The organism is Bacteroidales bacterium, assembly GCA_035342335.1.
In the GTDB taxonomy this organism is placed as follows: Bacteria; Bacteroidota; Bacteroidia; order Bacteroidales; family JAGONC01; genus JAGONC01.
The window spans coordinates 56,815-75,004 of record DAOQWY010000015.1 but is presented as its reverse complement, the minus strand read 5'-3'; the positions used below and the strand labels follow the sequence as shown (position 1 = coordinate 75,004).

Here is an 18,190-nt window from a genome sequence, read left to right as displayed (position 1 = left end):
TATTTGTTAAATGCTTCCTGTTCATAAGTAATAAACGCGCCGGACTTCCATCGGACAGATTAATGCTAATTTTATCAGGTAAACCGCTCAGGTCAGTCATGAAGAAACCCTTCCTGCGAATAACAGCATGGACGTTCCTGGTTTTATTTGCCTGGTCATCCTTATCAGCGCAGCGCACTGCGCAATACGATGACCCGCAGGCCAGTCTCAACCTGGCAATGGACCTGTTCAACAAGGAGAAATACGTTGCTGCACAGGAGGTATTCCGAAAAGTCAGCGCCACCATCAACGATCCTCATTCCGTCACCAGGATCCAGGCCGCATATTTTCACGCGCTCTGTGCCTATGAACTTCATCATAAGGATGCAACCGATCTTTACCTGGATTTCATCCGGATGTACCCTGAAAATACCATGGCCCGGCTGGCCCAGTTTCAACTCGCAAAACTGCATTACAGAAACAAAGAATACAGGCCCGCACTGGACGCATTCAAAAAGACCGATCTCAGGCAGTTGAACCGGGAGGAACAGAATGAGTACTATTTCAAAACAGGTTATTGCTACCTGAAAGGCAATAACCTGCCCCTGGCCGAACAGTCGTTCGCAAAGATCCTGAACGTGGAGTCAAGGTATCAGGGTCCGGCGAACTACTACTACGCCCACATCGCTTACCAGAAAAATGACCTGGAGAAAGCCCTGGAAGGATTTGAACGGCTCACGGAAGATGAAACGTTTAAGGACATCGTGCCCCTTTATATCCTGCAAATAAAATTCAAGCAGCACAATTACAGTGAAGTGATCGAGCTGGGTAACCAGTTATCCGGCCTGATGGATGATAAAAAAAACAAAGATATTGTCAGGATGGTGGGTGAAGCCTATTTTCAAACCGGGCGTTATGAGGATGCCATTCCCCTGCTGGAGATATACAGCAAGTCTTCCGGCACCCGCCTGACGGAACAGGACTGGTACCAGCTGGGATACGCTTATCATAAGGTAGGCAACTATTTACAGGCGATCCAGGCATTCCAGAAAACCACCGGCAAACAGGATTCGTTATCCCAGAATGCTTTTTATCACCTGGGCGACTGTTATGTTAAAACCGATCAGAAGCAGTTCGGCTTAAATGCTTTTCTTTCCGCCTACAAAATGGATTTCAACAAGGCCATCCGGGAAGATGCCCTCTTCAACTATGCCAAACTGGCCTACGATCTCTCCTTCGATCCTTACAACGAAGCCATAAGAGCCCTGAGACAGTATATTACCGATTACCCCGGTTCCAGCCGCATCGATGAGGCCAATCGCTATCTGATCAACCTCTACATGTCGACAAGCAATTACCAGGAAGCTTTGGAGACGATCGATAAAATCCGTTACAAGGACGAACAGACCAGGCAGGCCTATCAAAAAGCAGCCTATTACCGTGGGATTGAGCTCTTCAACAACCGGGATTATGCGGGGGCTATCACCCTGTTCAAAAAATCCCTGGAAATGACATCCGATAAAGCTATCCAGGCTGAAAATCATTACTGGATGGCTGAATCCTATTACCGGACAGGCTCCTATGATTTTGCCATCGAACATTACAAAGCCTTTCTCTCCCGTCACGCTGGAACGCATACTCCTGTTTATCAACTGACTACCTATAACCTGGCCTATGCGTATTACAATAAGAAAAATTACACACAGGCTATCAGCCATTTTAAAAAATTCATCTCCGATGGCTACCCTGATCATCAGTACATTCAGGATGCCTTCCTGCGGCTGGGCGATTGCAGCTTTGTGCATAAGTCGTATGATGAGGCAATCCAGTATTATGACCAGGCCCTGCAGACGAAAACTTCCAACAGTGATTACGCCCTGCTTCAAAAGGCGATGGCTGCCGGGGGAAAGGGTGATTTTGAGCAAAAGGCAAGGCTGCTCAAAGAGTATCTGAACACATACCCGCGTTCCACCTATACCGAAGAAGTACTTTATGAGCTGGGCATCACGTGTACGTTACTGAACAGGGACGATGAAGCGCTGGGATATTTCAAAAAGATCCCCCTCGACTATCCTACCGGGAAATACATCAAAAAGTCATTGCTGAAAAGCGGATTGATCTACTATACAAACAGCAGTAATGACCTGGCGATCACCACTCTGAAAAAGGTCATATCCGATTATCCCGGCTCGGAGGAATCGAGGGAAGCCCTGGAGATCATCCGTAATATCTATGTGGATCTGAACAGGGTGAATGAATACCTGGGCTATGCCCAAACCCTTCCATTCGCCGACATATCGGTGTCGTCACAGGATTCGCTGAGCTACTTCACGGCAGAAGACCGTTACAGAAAAGGAGATTGCGCAGCGGCTGTCAGGGGATTCACTGACTACATCGATAACTTTCCCAGGGGATCCTTTGTTACGCAGGCCCATTTTTACAGATCCGAATGTCAGCTCAGGAACAGGGAAGCGGAAGTTGCATTGAAAGGCTATAACTACGTTCTGCAGCAACCTCCCACCCAGTTCACCGAGAATGCCCTGAGCCGTGCGGCTGCCATCTCTTACGAAATGGGGGATATCAACAACGCCCTGGAATTATATCAGGACCTGGAAGAGGCGTCCGGTACAAAAAAAGTCTATCTGGAAGCCCTGACCGGGCAGATGCGCTGTCACTTCCGGCTGGAGAACTTCGGAAAAGCCATCCCTGCAGCCGAAAAAGTACTGGCTTCAGAAACCACCCAACCTGAGCTGGAAGCTGAGGCAAACTTCATCCTGGGAAAATCAGCGCTTGCCACCGGTGAAACCGACCTTGCCCTGAAAGCTTTCAAACGGACCTGCGATCTGGTACAGGATGAACGCGCTGCAGAATCCCAGTATTCGATCGCCTGGATCACCTGCGAAAGAAAAGCATTTCAGGAAGCCGAAAAGGCCACCTTCGAACTGATCAACCGGTATCCGTCGTTCGACTACTGGATTGCAAAAGGGTTCATCCTTCTTTCCGATATCTACGTGGGAACGGGCAATACATTCCAGGCTAAACAGACGCTGCAGAGCATCATTGATAACTATCCAGGGGAAGATCTCCGGAAAGAGGCGGTCAGCAAACTGAACAGGATCGTCACCCAGGAGAAAGCGACGCAGAACCAGGCTGTCCAACAGGATGATCCGGATCAGGACGGGTTATGACCAATCAGGTGTGCAAGTGAAGATGAAAAAGACCGTAAAACATATCGACCAAAGTAAACGATTCACGATCCTGAGGATCGCTGCCTGGGTCGTGGTAAGCCTGCAGGCCGCCCTGTTGCCTGTATCTGCTCAGCAGGAGATCCCCTATACCGAGGAGATCACGGTCATTTCTCCTTATAAGCCCACGATTACTGAATCGTTCAAAATAAGTCAGAACCCGCGCATCGAAACGCAGAACCTCCAAAAGCCAGAACTTAGCTATTCCATTCAGGAGCATCTGATCCAAACCACGTTTGACCCTCAGCCCATCAAACCTGTGGCCATTGTCGGTGAACCGATTGATAAACTCTACCGGAATTTTATCCGGGGAGGATTTGGTAATTATAGGACACCCTATCTGGAATTTTTTGCGGGAAGCCTTCGCTCTAAAGAGTTTGCATTTGGAGTGCACCTGCGTCACCTTTCATCGGGTGAGATGAAAGATCATCCCTCAAGCAGCCAGAGTGATAATACAATGGACGTCTGGGGGAAAAAATTTTTGAAAAAACACACACTGTCAGGAAACCTGCTGTACGACCGTACGATGGTGCATTATTACGGCTATGATGATTCCCTTGCAGAAGCGTATGACGTTTCCAAAGAAAAGCTCCGGCAAACCTACAACCTGATCGGGATGCAGGCCACACTGGAAAGCAGTCATCGCGGGGATAAGATCAACACCGGAGCAGGTTTTGGTTATGCCTATCTCTTTAACCGGGATCAAACTAAAGAGCATCACGGGAACCTGCAGCTGAACCTGGATAAAAATCTCAGCCTGATGAAGTTCACCAGTGAGGAGAAACTGACCGTGAAGGTTCGTGCCGATGTCTTTGGGAATGCCGATTCCCTTGTCCAGTCAACCAGTGCGTTGATAGGACTTGAGCCTGTGCTGGATGTGTTCATGGATGAATACAGTTTCAGGATTGGGTTCAATGCATCAGTTGGCATCGATTCCCTATCAAAAATTCATTTTTACCCGCTTGTTGAAGTGGCTGTGGCCATCCTGCCCGGTTCCCTGAAAGCATACCTGGGTTTGAAAGGGGGAATTGAAAGAATGAACTTCAGAAAACTCAGCGATGCAAATCCATTCCTGAATGCTACTCCGCAGATGAGGTTCACCAGCGAAAGGTATCATCTTTATGGCGGGATCAATTCACGGATTGGAAAATTTGTCGACTGGATGGTTCAGGTTTCCGGTTCCGGATGCCGGAACCTGGCTTTTTTCGTCAATGACACCTCCACACAAAGAAATAAAGACCTTGAGAATCAATTTGCGGTCATTTATGATGACGGGTCAGTCATCCACGGAAAAACCGAGATCACCTTCCGGAAAACAGAACGGCTAGGGTTTTCATTGATGGCCAATTATTATAAGTACTCCCTGGACCACGAAGCCGAAGCGTGGCATAAGCCAGCCTATGATTTGCTGCTTTCCGGCAAGTATAACCTTCAGGACAAGTTCCTGCTGACGGCAAGTTTCATCTACAACGGAAAAACCTTTGCCAAAACCTGGCAAGACGGCCTGCCGGCACCGAAAGAACTGAAGGGTTACCTGGATGTGAACCTGGGGCTGGAATACCGTTACAACAAGAATTTATCAGGCTTCATCCAGCTCAATAACCTGACCAACCAGACCTATTATCGATGGAATAACTATGCCAGTCAGAAACTGAATGGCCTTATTGGCGTAACGTACGCATTCTGAGTATATTAACAGCGCCAGGATCGGTGAAAAATTGTTAATAAAAACCTCACTTTTGATCGTCTTCCCGGGTAATTCCTATTGAAAATATTCTTACCTTCGCATATGGTTCGATTGTTGACTAAGTAATTGATTATGACCGACGAAGAAAAAAATTTCCAGGCAAGCGAGAACTATACAGCGGATAATATCCAGGTACTGGAAGGATTGGAGGCCGTGCGGAAAAGGCCTGCCATGTATATTGGGGATGTCAGCGATAAAGGCCTTCACCATCTGGTGAATGAAGTCATCGATAACTCCATTGATGAAGCCCTGGCAGGTTACTGCGACAGGATCGATCTGTTCATCAACGAAGATAACTCCATTACGGTAGCCGACAATGGCCGTGGCATACCCACCGGCATCCACGAAAAAGAAAAGCGTTCCGCCCTGGAAGTGGTGATGACGGTCCTGCACGCAGGCGGAAAGTTCGACAAGGGTTCGTATAAAGTTTCCGGTGGACTGCACGGAGTGGGTGTATCCTGTGTGAACGCGCTTTCCTCCTGGCTCAGCGTCAAAGTGAGCCGGGAAGGGAAAATCTGGCAGCAGGAGTACCATTGCGGCAAACCGGCGTACCCGGTGAAGATCATTGGAGAGACCCACAAAACGGGTACAGAAGTCAGCTTTAAACCCGACTATTCCATCTTCATCGTCGAAGAGTTCAGTTATGAGGTCCTGGCTTCCCGCCTTCGGGAACTGGCATTTCTGAACAAAGGGATCACGCTGACCATCACCGATTACCGTGAAAAGGACGAAAACGGGCACTTCATTTCTGAATCCTTTTACTCGGAGAACGGGTTGAAGGATTTCATTCAGTATCTGGATGCCAACCGTGAGAAATTGATGGAGGCTCCCATTTACATGGAGGGAGAAAAAAATGACATCCCGGTGGAGATTGCCATGCTCTATAATACCTCCTTTTCAGAGAATATCCACGCCTACGTCAATAACATCAACACCCACGAGGGCGGAACCCACCTGGCAGGTTTCCGAAGGGCACTTACACGCACCCTGAAAGGCTATGCTGAAAAGTCAGGGATGCTCTCCAAGCTGAAGTTCGACATCAGTGGAGATGATTTCCGTGAAGGCCTCACGGCCATTATTTCCGTGAAGGTAATGGAGCCCCAGTTCGAGGGCCAGACCAAAACCAAACTGGGCAACTCGGAGGTGATGGGCGCTGTGGACCAGCTGGTCAGTGAGTTGCTCAGCTATTACCTGGAGGAGAATCCCAAGGAAGCCCGCACCATTGTCAATAAGGTCATTTTGGCTGCCACGGCGCGGCACGCAGCACGAAAAGCCCGTGAACTGGTCCAGCGCAAAAGTGTTCTCTCCGGTTCAGGCCTGCCCGGCAAACTGGCCGACTGCAGCGAGAGAGACCCTGTTCAGTGCGAAATATACCTGGTGGAGGGTGACTCGGCGGGTGGTACGGCCAAACAGGGCCGCGACCGCAGGTTCCAGGCAATCCTGCCCCTGAGGGGAAAGATCCTGAACGTGGAAAAAGCCATGCAGCATAAGATCTTTGACAGCGAAGAGATCAAAAATATCTTCACCGCTCTCGGAATTTCCATCGGAACGGAAGAAGACAGCAAAGCGCTGAACCTGGACAAGCTGCGCTACCATAAGATCATCATCATGACCGATGCCGATGTCGACGGAAGCCATATCGCCACCCTGATCCTGACCTTCTTCTTCAGGTATATGAAAGAGCTCATCGAAAACGGACACGTCTACATTGCCACTCCCCCGCTCTACCTGATCAAAAAAGGCAAAGAGGAACGTTATTGCTGGACCGAGGAAGAACGTGAACGGATCACCCTTGAACTTTCACCCAACGGGAAAGACTCCGGCGTCCACCTGCAGCGGTATAAAGGCCTGGGCGAAATGAACGCCGAACAGCTCTGGAAAACGACCATGGACCCCGCTTACCGTACCCTGCGACAGGTTACGATCGAAAACGGAACGGAAGCCGACCGGATATTCTCCATGCTGATGGGCGATGAAGTACCCCCCCGCCGTGAATTCATCGAGAAAAACGCACGCTACGCCAACATCGACGCCTGATACTCCTACCCGAGAAAAATCCGGTTCAAAAACGCATTGAAAGGTACCATTGCCTTGAATTTCTGAACGATCGCTCCCAGCAGTGCCTGACTGCTGAGCTCCTCCTCCGTCAGCGTATGCCAGACCGTATAGCTTTTGTGCCTGAGTAAATCCATATCCTTGAAATCAGCAGGATAATCCTTGGGCGGTTTCTTCAGCTTATCTTCCATATCGTGCACCCCGCCGTAAATCCTCCTGAAGTCCGGCTCACTCATGATCTGCTTCAATTCCTCCGAATTGAAGTAAACCTCCTGCCTTATTGCTTTTAAAATCTCCGGCGATGGCATGTAGATCCCTCCTCCCAGAAAACTTTCTTCGGGGGAAAGATGAAAATAATACCCCGCTTTGAGGCTCTTTCGCCCATTTTCCGCTATAAAGGCGCCGAAATTCGTTTTGTAGGGGGCTTTGTCCTTCGAAAAACGGACATCCCTGTAAATCCGGAACATACAATCCTTCGCCGCCACCAGCCCGATGCCTGGATCAACCTTATGGACTTCCGGAATCAACTCGTTCAGAAACGATTCAAAATCGCTTCGCAGCTGATCAAAACGGGATTTGTTCTGCCCAAACCATTCCCTGGTGTTGTTCTGCTGTAATTCCTGAAGAAACTCCAAGATCTTGCCTGTATTCATTCCTTTCAAATTTGAACGGCATAAAAGTATGAAAAAAAGAAAACTTTTCCCTGCCGGCAGGGTCACAAAATCGGCTTAATCGTATTAACAGGTATAAAGAATGCTCTAACCGATGAAACGATACGGAACCTGGTTGATCCTCATAGCCTTTGTGGTGCAATCCACCCTGGAATCTGCTGCAATTGGGCTGAAACCTGCCGGAGGCCGGTCAGCCGCCATGGCTCAGGCTTCGGTCGCACTTTTTGATCCGTGGGCCATCATCAATAACCAGGCGGGCACGGTTTCCTGTACCACCCTGGTGTTTGGCATGTATGCCGAAAACCGTTTCCTGCTGAACGAACTGGGCTACCAGGCCGGCTTTATTCTCATTCCGGCCAAACCGGGTGTGGCAGGGCTGTCCTTCACCCGTTTCGGCCACAATGCCTATAATGAAAACAGGGCAGGTCTTTCTTTCGCCCGAAGTTTCGGACAGCATTTCCATGCAGGTCTGCAGCTTGACTATTCCTATGTTTTCTTCAAGGAAAAAAGTTATCGCCGGAGCCAGCTCAGTTTCGAGGCAGGGATCATTACCCGCATCACACGCGACCTCTTCCTGGCCGTCCACGTGGTGGATCCTGTAACATGGATGGCTGGGGAAAACGGGGGATTCATGACAGAAAATGCCCTGATTCAAATGGGATTGGGTTATCACTTATCCGATAAGATCATTCTTGCAGTTCAGGCTGAGAAAGATCCGGTTGCCGATATCCAATTCATGGCAGGATTCGAATATGAATTATCCCCTTCCATCACCTTCCGGTCAGGTGTGATGGCCCATCCGGTCCAGGTGTGCTTTGGTACAGGCATACACTGGAACCGAGTGTATATGGACCTTTCGGCCGCGATGCACCAGCAACTTGGCTGGTATCCACAGGTTTCCATCCATTACGTGTCCCGTTAACCCTACCCGGAAATGAGACGCCGACGGTTCACCCTTTGCATAGGACTTCTGCTGCTGCCCGGCATCCTGTCGTCACAGACCGCCGATTCGCTGACAGATGGGCTCGCTGCCGACCAGGAATACATCGTCGAGGAACTTTCGGGTAATTATGATGAGAATGTGGATGCCAGCGATATTCTTTACGCGGAAAATAACTCCGGCAACAAACGGATCAACCTGAACAACGCCGATCCGTTCATGCTGGCAGATCATCTTCAGCTGACGCCCGACCAGATCCGGTACCTGGAAGATTATATCCGTAAATACGGTCCTTTGCTGACCATATATGAACTGAAGGCCATCCAGGGATTTGATGACAGGACACTTGAACGGATCCTGCCCCTGATCCGTACCATACCGGTGGAGAAGAGAGCTTCCCTGAACCCTCTCCTCCTGTTGAAACAAACCCGGGGAACCCTTCTTTTAAGATATGGCCGTGTACTGGAAAGGCAAAAGGGCTTCATTCATACGAATGATACGACAGACCGCCAGGAGAACTACCTGGGTGACCCCTCCAGGGTACTGATCCGGTTCACTGCAAGGGCAGGCAGTTTGATCCAACTGGGATTTGTGGCTGAAAAAGATGCAGGTGAGCAACTGTTAAGGAGTTCCCAGAAGCAGGGATTTGATCACCAGGCGGGCTACCTGATGATCACACCCCAAAAAGTAGTGCAATCCGTCATCATCGGTGATTATCAGGTGGGGTTCGGGCAGGGGCTTACCCTGAACAGTTCGGGTATGATGACCTCATCGCGGGGATTGTACCAGCCCTATAAATTTACGAATCCTGCACGCCCGCATACTTCTTCCAATGAATCCAGCGGCCTGAGGGGAATGGCTGCCACTTTCAGAATGGGTAAGATAGGCTGGGTGGTCTTTGTTTCCCATAAAAAACTGGATGCCCGCCTGAACGAGAGTGACACGCTTGACCCGACTGAGGGAACAGGGAGTCTGGTCACAACCGGCTACCACCGCACCCTGAGTGAGATCAGCAACAAGAACCAGGTGCAGAATCTCCTTTACGGAGGACATCTATCGTTCAGAAATCATTTCATCCAGCTGGGAGCAACGGGATTCCGGAACAGCTTCCATCCGGCTTTCACCCCCCGGACCACACCTTACAAACGATTTGCGGATCCGGGAGAAAAGATGACCCTGCTGGGCCTGGATTTTCGCCTGTTGCTTCCCCACGTGATGATCTTTGGTGAAGTTACCTGGAGAACAGGACATCCGCCCGGGATGATCACCGGGATGCTCTGGTATGCACACCCCCGGTTCAAACATACCCTCGTGTACGGTCACTATCCTGCACGGTTTTACAATCCCCTTTCATCAGCCTTTGGCAAACATCAACCCAGCAACAATGAGCGAAACCTTTCATGGTCGCTTGAAGTATTGGTTTCCAAAACACTGACATGCACGGCGGGTGCCAGCCTGATACGGTTTCCCTGGATCTCATACCGCCTAGATAAACCTTCAACCGCGGTAGAGTTTTATGTTTTATCCGGCTTCAGGCTGAACTCCAGAGCACAGTGCCAAGTGAGGTTCATCTGTAAAACCAGTGCACAGAATGTGACCGGTTCGTGTGCCCACATCAGACCTGCCCGGGAACTCAATTCCTTTCTCATTTCAGCAGGATTCAACTACAGCGTAAGTTCTTCCCTTACATTCAAAAATCAGCTTTACATGAACCTTTCAGGGACAGGTATGGGAACCGGAAGACCTGGGTACCTGGTGGCCGCAGACCTTGATTACCGGCCAGTGAACCGACCTGTTGAGGTGGCCGTCCGCTATGCCGTTTTCGATGTCGGGAATTATGCTGACCGCATCTACGCTTACGAAAGGGATGTTTTATATGCCTTTTCAGCTCCGGCGTATTACGCCGCCGGGACAAAAACATATTTAATTATTCATTATATGTTAAAAGGGTGGCTGGATGTTTGGATCCGGTATTCCCGCACGATGTTCATTGATCAACCTTCGGTCGGTTCGGGCCTTGACGAAATCCTGGCCAGGCATAAAAGCGACCTTAAAATCCAGTTGAGGTACCGTTTTTAAGACGCTCTTATTTTTCTTCTTCGATTTTTTCAAGATTATCCAGACCATCAATTTTCATGGTCTTACCCAGCTTCGATATATAGGAAAGGTCAATATTTCCTGTCAGGCTCAGGGCAACTATTTCACCCGGCTCCCGTGCGATCATGAGCAATTCAGGGATCTTATTGCCTTCCTTCAGAATGTAGAAATTGATCATTTCATCCTTCTCCTGCACGGTCATCAATTCCGTATACTTTTGGATCGGATACACGGTGGTCAGCTCCTCATAAAAATTAATTCCCTGACAATCGCTTGATTGTGAATAGGTCAGAATTCTCAATCCGTCGAGCTGGCTGATCATACCCTGAAATTCCTTGAAATCCTTATCATTTTCGCCACCTTCAATGTCGCTGAAAAGCTGAAACATGTCTTTGGAGATGGATACCGTGGTAAAGCAATCTTGTCCGGCGTACTTCTTGAAAAGCTTATCCATCGGACTGTTCTGGGCAGTTAAAAGAACAGGGCTGCAGAGCAGTGAAATCAGTAAAATTCTAAATACCAGTGTTTTCATCGGTTAAATGTTTAAAGGTTATTGATTTTAAGTTGATCTTCATTGAATTTCGACAGTTTTTCGGTTTCCTGGATCCCTTCATCCATTTTACTTAACTTACCAACCGGGATGACATCCGCATTCAACCGGTCCAGTTCTCCCACGTCTTTGAGGTTCCGGTTCATCGTCAGCATTTTGCCGGCTTTCTGCAGGCCAAGATCCAGCTTGCCCAGATCTTTCGCCTGGTCAGTGCCCGCATTGAATTTTTCAGAAACGATCAGCAATGCCTTGATGGTTTCCTGATAAGCCTGCCGGGGATCATCAAATGTGTCATCGATCTTTTGTGAGAACAGTTTGAGGCCCGGCAATCGTTGAACAGGGACAAATAGGATGATGGCGAGAAGGACGGTGGCGGCGATCCCTGTGATGAGATACCAGCGGCTGGCAGAAAAAATTGGTTGGGCCGGTGTGGATTTCCCTCTGAACCTTGCTGACCATTGTTTCTCAAATCCGCGGTCGTTCAGCCGGCCGGATGCAACTGCCTGGCAGGCCTGAAACATCTCCGTGAAGGGCTTGTATTTGTCCGGAAGGTCCTTTTGAGAGAAAAAATCCCGCAGGGTCTTTTCCTCATCCAGCGATGTTTCACCTCCCAGGTAGTGTTCAAGCAGCCGGTCAATTTCGTTGAAATTCATATTGGTGTGCTTTTGCAAGTTGTTCCTTGATTTTTTTTCGTGCCCTTGACAGGTTCACCCTGATCACATTCAGGTTAAGACCGAGGATGGCGGCGATCTCATCAAAGTCGTACCCTTCAATGTCGCGCAGGTGTATGATCATTCGCTGCTGATCAGGCAGATGATTGATCAGGCAGTTGATGCGCTTCACCGTATCCCTGATCTCGGTGATGTCATAAGGAGTCACCGGATCGATCATTACGATCTCCGGAGCATCCGTCAGGATCCTTCCGTTGGCCCGCAGCCAGTCGATGCAGACATTCCGGGTCATGGTCATGGCATATGCCTCGATGCTTCTGACCTGGCGCAGATCTGTCTTTTGATCCCAGAGCCTGACAAGCACTTCCTGAACCATATCCCTTGCATCTTCCGTATCTTCCAGTATCCGGCATGCAAAACGATACAGCCTGTCTTTCAGGGGAAATACTTCGTCCTTGAATTGCTTTGGGGTCATACGGTAATAAGACGGGTTTAAGGGGAAAATATTACAGAGGCGGGGAAAATAATTCGTGCGGGGGATTCGTGGTCATTCGTGTTCATTCGTGGTCATTTGTGGTCATTCGTGGTCATTCGTGGTCATTCGTGGTCATTCGTGGTCATTCGTGGTTATTCGTGGTCATTCGTGGTCATTCGTGGTCATTCGTGGTCATTTGCTCGGCGCCTGCCGCGCCTCGCGTTATTTATGGTTATTCGTGGTTATTACTGCCGACCGGCTACCGGTTACCGGCCACTGGCTACTGGCTATCGGCTACCGGCCACTGCCGACTGGCTACCGCTGACCGACAATAAGCTCAACTAAACCTGTTTTGTCGATTGCGATTTTTTCTTATTTTTGCCAGCTGATCAAGATCAACTTTATTTTCCTCATTCACAAAAACTATCATTTATGTTAAAAGAACATCCCAGGGGGCTGGTTGTAGCCTTTTTCACCAACATGGGAGAGCGCTTCGGGTTTTACACCATGATGGCAATCCTTGTTCTGTTCCTGCAGGCTAAATATGGGCTTTCCGAATCACAGGCAGGCGAATATTATAGCTGGTTCTATTTCGGCATTTATGCACTGGCCCTTGTTGGTGGGATCCTTGCGGATGCCACCCGTAAATACAAGTTCGTGATCCTGATGGGCATACTTGTCATGTTCACAGGGTACATCATCATGTCATTCCCCGGAAATCCACTGGGTGTGACCATAACAGGCCTGTTCACCATTGCACTGGGCAACGGGTTGTTCAAGGGAAATCTCCAGGCGGTCGTCGGTCAGCTGTACGATAATCCAAAATACACAAAAGTCAGAGATTCGGCATTCATGATCTTTTACATGGGGATCAATATCGGGGCATTTTTTGCACCGTTTGTTGCCACAGGCGTCCGGAACTGGTTCCTCAGAACCCAGGGGTTCCTGCACGACGGCAGCCTGCCTGCCCTGTGTCACGCCCATCTGAATGGCACGCTTGAAGATCCTGTGACGTTCCAGACCCTTGCCGACAAGGTTTCCGGTACGGCGGTGGCTGATCTTGGCACCTTTGCGCACAGTTACCTTGATGCCTTTTCAAGAGGATACAACTACGCTTTTGGGATTGCTGCAGGGGCGATGGTCATTTCGCTGCTGGTGTACATCATTTTCAACAAATATTTACCCAAAAAGGAAAAGGTGCAGACTGTCAGCACTGAAACCAGCAGTGTCAAGCTGCGGAGCAATCTCATCGGCATCTTTCTGGCAGCAGGATTGATGATTGTGGTCACGGTCATTTTCCATTTTCTGCTGAACAACCTCGCTCTGGGGCTGGCCATCGGCCTGTTCATCGGCTTTGTTGCCCTGATCGTTCAGATTTCGACCCGGGAGGAGCGTCCCCGCATCGTATCGCTTCTTTTGGTGTTTGCCGTGGTCATTTTCTTCTGGATGTCGTTCCATCAGAACGGATTGACCCTGACCTTCTTCGCACGTGATTATACGGTCAAGGAGGTTGGACCCTTTACGAACATTTTCTTCAACCTGGAATCGATGCTCGCCTTCATCGGTGCTATTGCCGGTCTGATCCTGATCTTCAACAAAAAGAGCGTAAACCGGCTCATCGGTGGTATCATGTTCGTGGCCCTGGGAGCGCTGACCTACTATTTTGTAGCACGTGCCGACGCTTCGAATCCGATAGCCCCTGAGGTTTTCCAATCGTTCAACCCGCTCTTCATTGTATCACTTACTTTTCCTGTGATGGCCGTCTTCTCCTGGTTGCGACGAAAGGATCGTGAACCTTCCACACCCAAGAAAATAGGCATTGGAATGATCATCGCCTCCATTGGGTTCGTGGTGATCTTCCTGGCATCCCTGAATCTGGTGTCACCGCACGAGCTGCAGTATGCCAATGCAGCCGGAGAAATCAAATACAACCCCGTTCCCGACAGTTCGCGGGTCACACCTTACTGGCTGATTTCCAGCTATCTTATCCTCACCGTTGCGGAGCTGTTCCTCAGCCCGATGGGCTTATCCTTTGTATCGAAGGTTGCCCCATCGCGCTTTCAGGGTCTGATGCAGGGAGGATGGCTTCTGGCCACTGCCGTCGGGAACAAGCTCCTCTTCATCGGAAGTGACTTCTGGGGAAAACTGGACCTGTGGCAGCTTTGGACCATTTTCATCGTATGCTGTCTGCTGTCGGCCATATTCATCTTCTCGATCATGAAGCGACTCGAGAACGCGACAAGATAGAACAGACCATTCCTACGGATCATGCACTCAACACTCCGGGATTTGACCTATCCCTGGGGGCACCAGCGAAGGTTCAACTCCTTCACTGAACATCTGAAGAGACTTTTTGGCGGGCGCGTTCAGAAACTCAGCATCGATGCCGGTTTTACCTGTCCGAACCGGGACGGCACCCTTGCCTGGGGAGGTTGTACCTATTGTGACAACGATGCGTTCAATCCCTCCTATTGTGATCCGGCAAAAACGATCACCCAGCAGATCAGAGAAGGGATTGACTTTCACGCCAGCCGCTACCGAAGGGCCAACCATTTTCTTGCCTATTTTCAACCCTACTCCAACACCTACGCACCGGTCAGCCACTTGAGAACGCTGTACAACGAAGCCCTTGCTTTTCCACAGGTGGCAGGACTGGTCATCGGCACCCGGCCTGACTGCGTGGACGACGAAAAACTGGCCCTTCTCAGGGAAATCGCTGAACATCACTATGTGATGGTCGAGTTTGGCATCGAATCCTGTTACGATGAAACCCTGCTCCGTATCAACCGCGGACATACGTTCCTGCAGACGGTTGAAGCCATCCAAGAAACGAATGCGGCTGGACTATCCGCCGGCGGTCACCTCATCCTGGGATTACCCGGTGAGACCAGAGAAATGATGCTGGAGGAGGCAGCGATCGTATCCCGGCTTCCGCTTCAGATGATCAAGTTCCACCAGCTGCAGATCTTTCGGAACACACCCCTGGCAAAAGCACTTGAGGACGATCCGGCAAGTTTCAGGTTATTTGGGCTTGAGGAGTATATCGAATTTGTGATTGACTTTACCGAAAAATTGTCCCCCTCGATCAGGATCGAGCGCTTTGCCAGCGAAGCTCCTCCCCGCTTCCTGGCCGGCCAGGGCTGGGGGCGAATCCGCTACGACCAGGTGCTGCGCAGAATAGAAGACAGGATGGAAGAAAGGGATACCTTTCAGGGGAAATGGTTTGAATGACCATGATCGCTCTTCCTGGGATACCGCCTCGCCTTCTTAAGTGCCTGGCTGATGATGAACTCCAGCTGTCCGTTGGTACTTCTGAATTCATCCGCAGCCCATATCTCAACGGCTTTCAGTACCTCCGGTTTCAATCGCACCACAAATGCTTTCTTCTCAGCCATGGAACAACCTATTGATGGATGGTCCCGGCATTGACAACAGGAGTGGTATCCTTGTCGGCACAAAGCACCACCATCAGGTTGCTGACCATAGCGGCTTTCTGGTCTTGATCCAGGACAATGATCTCTTTTTTGGATAGCTGGGCAAGAGCCATTTCGACCATGCTGACGGCGCCTTCCACGATTTTCTGCCTGGCTGCCACAATGGCTGTTGCCTGCTGCCGGCGCAGCATCGCCCCCGCAATCTCGGATGCATAGGCAAGGTAACTGATGCGTGCTTCCATTACGCTTATGCCGGCCAGTTCCAGCCTTTCCTGCAGCTCCCGCTCCAGCGCAGCGTTCACATCCTCACCGCCCGACCGCAAGGTAATGTCTGCCTGCTCATCATCAAAATTGTCGTACGGATAATGACCGGCCAGTTTCCGGATGGCTGCCTCGCTCTGGATGTCCACAAAATGAGAATAATCATCCACACCGAAAGCTGCCTTGAAGGTATCCTCCACTTTCCAGACCAGCACGATCCCGATCATGATCGGATTACCGATCTTGTCGTTCACTTTGATCGGCTCACTGTTCAGGTTTCTTGCCCTTAATGAAATCTTTTTCCGTGCAAAGAAAGGATTCACCCAAAAGAAACCATTCTTCTTCACGGTGCCGACATACTTGCCGAAAAGCACAAGAACAGAGGATTCGTTGGGATTGACCACCATCAATCCGACCAGGCAAAACACGCCGATGACCAGAATGGCGATCAGCCATAAGATCTGGTAGCGAACCAGCAATGCAACCGGCACTCCGATCAGCAAGAGCGCAATGACCAGCCCGACATAACCCGACATTGGGGAATACGATTTTTCTCTTTCCATTTCAGTAGAATTGATGTTAATACTATTTTGATATTAAAATAATATTGCAATGATACAACATTTTTCAATTGAAAACAAATTTTCAAAAAAATTTTTTATGTTCATTTATTATTGATTTTTGCTTTTTGCTTTTTTACCATGGGGTACCGCCATTTATTCTTCGACCTGGATAAAACGATCTATGACTTTGATGCAAGTTCGCGCCTGACCTTTGAGGAGATCCATCAGCATTTTCATCTGGCAGAAAAAGGAATAACGGATCTGGAGTCATTCATTGAAAACTATACCTGGATAAATCTTGAGCTCTGGGACTTATACCGAAACGGCGGGATCCGGAAGGAGACCCTGAGCGTCGAGCGGTTCAACAGGGCACTGAAGAAATTTGGCGTGACTGATCCTGTACTGGCTGAAGCCATTGCATCGTACTATGTGACGGAAAGCCCTCTGAAAAACACACTCTTTCCCGGGGTGGAAAGCACGCTGACCTATCTGAAAAGGAAATACCGGCTGTACATCATCACCAACGGATTTGAGGAGGTGCAGCATAAAAAACTACATATCAACAACCTCCGTCCTTTTTTTGAGGATGTGATCACAAGCGAAGAAGCCGGATGCAAAAAACCCGATCCCGCCATTTTCCTTTACGCCATCAAAAGGACGGGCGCCCTGCTGACCGAAAGCCTGATGATCGGCGATGATCTCACGGTGGATATTCAAGGTGCCAGAGAGGCAGGAATGGACCAGGTATTTGTGAATTATAACCGGATACCCCATCAGGGACCGGTGACCTTTGAGGTGTTTTCCTTCTCAGAGCTGGGCTCAATTCTCTGAGCAACCGGAAGGAGAGCAAGAATCGTTTCCCCGCATCTGACGTGATCCCCGACCTTTACCTTGACCGTGGATCCCAGGGGAAGAAACAGATCCACCCTTGATCCGAACTTGATGATACCTATCTCCTGCCCTGCCATCACCTCATCCCCTGTCTTTGCCAGGCTGACGATCCTGCGGGCCACAACTCCGGCTATCTGACGAACCAGTACCTGTAACCCGGAAGAGGTCGTGATGACAATGGAATTATGCTCGTTAAGCCTGGAAGCTTTGGGATGATAGGCAACAAGGAATTTTCCCGGATGATACTGCACATAGCTGACCGTGCCGCTGACCGGGTATAAATTGACATGCATGTCGAGCAGCGACATAAAGACCGACAGCTGGATCCGCCGGTCGTGGAAATACTCATCCTCCAACACCTCCGAGACGATGATCACTTTTCCGGCCGCTGGATTCAGAATCACTGCCGGATCATTGTCCACTCCTTTCCCGGGAGGCCGCCGGAAAAAATAGACAACCAGGGCCATAAAAACGATGCCGGCAGCATACAGCAGCCAGTGAATGATGGTCTGGTGAGGGAAAAAGACATTGAGCAGGAGGATGACCAGGCCAACTGCAACCGATAACTGGACGATGACACGATATCCCTCTTGATGAATTCTCATATCCTT

16 protein-coding genes are annotated in these 18,190 nt (G+C 49.7%); 9 read left to right on the top strand and 7 right to left on the bottom strand.

Annotated elements, in window-relative coordinates; translation table 11 throughout:
• Positions 1-98 precede the first annotated feature (98 nt).
• The 3 genes from PKI34_08950 to gyrB all read left to right on the top strand — a co-directional run bounded on the left by PKI34_08950 (position 99) and on the right by gyrB (position 7,008).
• A complete protein-coding gene (locus PKI34_08950; protein HNS17935.1) occupies positions 99-3,167 on the top strand; it encodes a tetratricopeptide repeat protein in 3,069 nt (1,022 codons plus the stop codon).
• Entirely contained in the window at positions 3,142-4,911 is a 1,770-nt protein-coding gene (locus PKI34_08945; protein ID HNS17934.1) for a hypothetical protein, read from the top strand. Before PKI34_08950 ends, PKI34_08945 begins: the two co-directional genes overlap by 26 nt.
• A 132-nt stretch (positions 4,912-5,043) precedes the next feature.
• Complete coding sequence (gyrB, locus tag PKI34_08940) at positions 5,044-7,008, top strand: DNA topoisomerase (ATP-hydrolyzing) subunit B (protein ID HNS17933.1); 1,965 nt, start codon at positions 5,044-5,046, stop codon at positions 7,006-7,008.
• Between the two features lie 5 nt (positions 7,009-7,013).
• Here the strand turns inward: gyrB and PKI34_08935 are convergent, their stop codons facing one another.
• A complete protein-coding gene (locus tag PKI34_08935) occupies positions 7,014-7,679 on the bottom strand; it encodes a DUF2461 domain-containing protein (protein ID HNS17932.1) in 666 nt (221 codons plus the stop codon).
• 112 nt (positions 7,680-7,791) lie between these two features.
• On the opposite strand from PKI34_08935, the gene PKI34_08930 reads away from it, so the two are divergent.
• Positions 7,792-8,619 carry a hypothetical protein gene (locus PKI34_08930; GenBank protein ID HNS17931.1) on the top strand — a complete coding sequence of 276 codons (828 nt, stop codon included), beginning with the start codon at positions 7,792-7,794 and terminating at the stop codon, positions 8,617-8,619.
• A 12-nt stretch (positions 8,620-8,631) separates the two neighbouring features.
• The gene (locus PKI34_08925) at positions 8,632-10,716 is read left to right on the top strand and encodes a hypothetical protein (protein HNS17930.1); all 2,085 of its coding nucleotides are present in this window, start codon (positions 8,632-8,634) and stop codon (positions 10,714-10,716) included.
• A gap of 7 nt (positions 10,717-10,723) precedes the next feature.
• Here the strand turns inward: PKI34_08925 and PKI34_08920 are convergent, their stop codons facing one another.
• Genes PKI34_08920 through PKI34_08910 form a run of 3 tightly spaced genes read right to left on the bottom strand, consistent with a single transcriptional unit; the run spans position 10,724 to position 12,430 of the window.
• Positions 10,724-11,266: a DUF4252 domain-containing protein gene (locus PKI34_08920; GenBank protein HNS17929.1), complete on the bottom strand. Its 543-nt coding sequence runs from the start codon at positions 11,264-11,266 to the stop codon at positions 10,724-10,726.
• Positions 11,267-11,277: 11 nt separating this feature from the next.
• Positions 11,278-11,937, bottom strand: coding sequence for a hypothetical protein (locus PKI34_08915; protein HNS17928.1), 660 nt, complete (start codon positions 11,935-11,937; stop codon positions 11,278-11,280).
• Positions 11,918-12,430: an RNA polymerase sigma factor gene (locus PKI34_08910; protein HNS17927.1), complete on the bottom strand. Its 513-nt coding sequence runs from the start codon at positions 12,428-12,430 to the stop codon at positions 11,918-11,920. Before PKI34_08910 ends, PKI34_08915 begins: the two co-directional genes overlap by 20 nt.
• Between PKI34_08910 and PKI34_08905 the strand changes: the two genes are divergently transcribed.
• The 3 genes from PKI34_08905 to PKI34_08895 all read left to right on the top strand — a co-directional run bounded on the left by PKI34_08905 (position 12,421) and on the right by PKI34_08895 (position 15,661).
• The gene (locus PKI34_08905; GenBank protein HNS17926.1) at positions 12,421-12,765 is read left to right on the top strand and encodes a hypothetical protein; all 345 of its coding nucleotides are present in this window, start codon (positions 12,421-12,423) and stop codon (positions 12,763-12,765) included. The genes PKI34_08910 and PKI34_08905 overlap by 10 nt on opposite strands.
• Positions 12,766-12,862: 97 nt before the next feature.
• Positions 12,863-14,677 carry a peptide MFS transporter gene (locus PKI34_08900; GenBank protein HNS17925.1) on the top strand — a complete coding sequence of 605 codons (1,815 nt, stop codon included), beginning with the start codon at positions 12,863-12,865 and terminating at the stop codon, positions 14,675-14,677.
• Positions 14,678-14,698: 21 nt separating this feature from the next.
• A complete protein-coding gene (locus PKI34_08895) occupies positions 14,699-15,661 on the top strand; it encodes a TIGR01212 family radical SAM protein (protein HNS17924.1) in 963 nt (320 codons plus the stop codon).
• Here PKI34_08895 and PKI34_08890 read toward each other — a convergent pair.
• Positions 15,640-15,825 carry a hypothetical protein gene (locus PKI34_08890; protein HNS17923.1) on the bottom strand — a complete coding sequence of 62 codons (186 nt, stop codon included), beginning with the start codon at positions 15,823-15,825 and terminating at the stop codon, positions 15,640-15,642. The genes PKI34_08895 and PKI34_08890 overlap by 22 nt on opposite strands.
• 8 nt (positions 15,826-15,833) lie before the next feature.
• Positions 15,834-16,688 (bottom strand): SPFH domain-containing protein, encoded by an 855-nt coding sequence (locus PKI34_08885; protein HNS17922.1) that lies wholly within the window; start codon positions 16,686-16,688, stop codon positions 15,834-15,836.
• Positions 16,689-16,826: 138 nt separating this feature from the next.
• On the opposite strand from PKI34_08885, the gene PKI34_08880 reads away from it, so the two are divergent.
• Positions 16,827-17,519: a YjjG family noncanonical pyrimidine nucleotidase gene (locus PKI34_08880; GenBank protein ID HNS17921.1), complete on the top strand. Its 693-nt coding sequence runs from the start codon at positions 16,827-16,829 to the stop codon at positions 17,517-17,519.
• On the opposite strand, the gene PKI34_08875 is transcribed toward PKI34_08880, so the two are convergent.
• Positions 17,462-18,184: a phosphatidylserine decarboxylase family protein gene (locus PKI34_08875; GenBank protein ID HNS17920.1), complete on the bottom strand. Its 723-nt coding sequence runs from the start codon at positions 18,182-18,184 to the stop codon at positions 17,462-17,464. The two genes, PKI34_08880 and PKI34_08875, sit on opposite strands and share 58 nt — an antisense overlap.
• Positions 18,185-18,190: the final 6 nt, after the last annotated feature.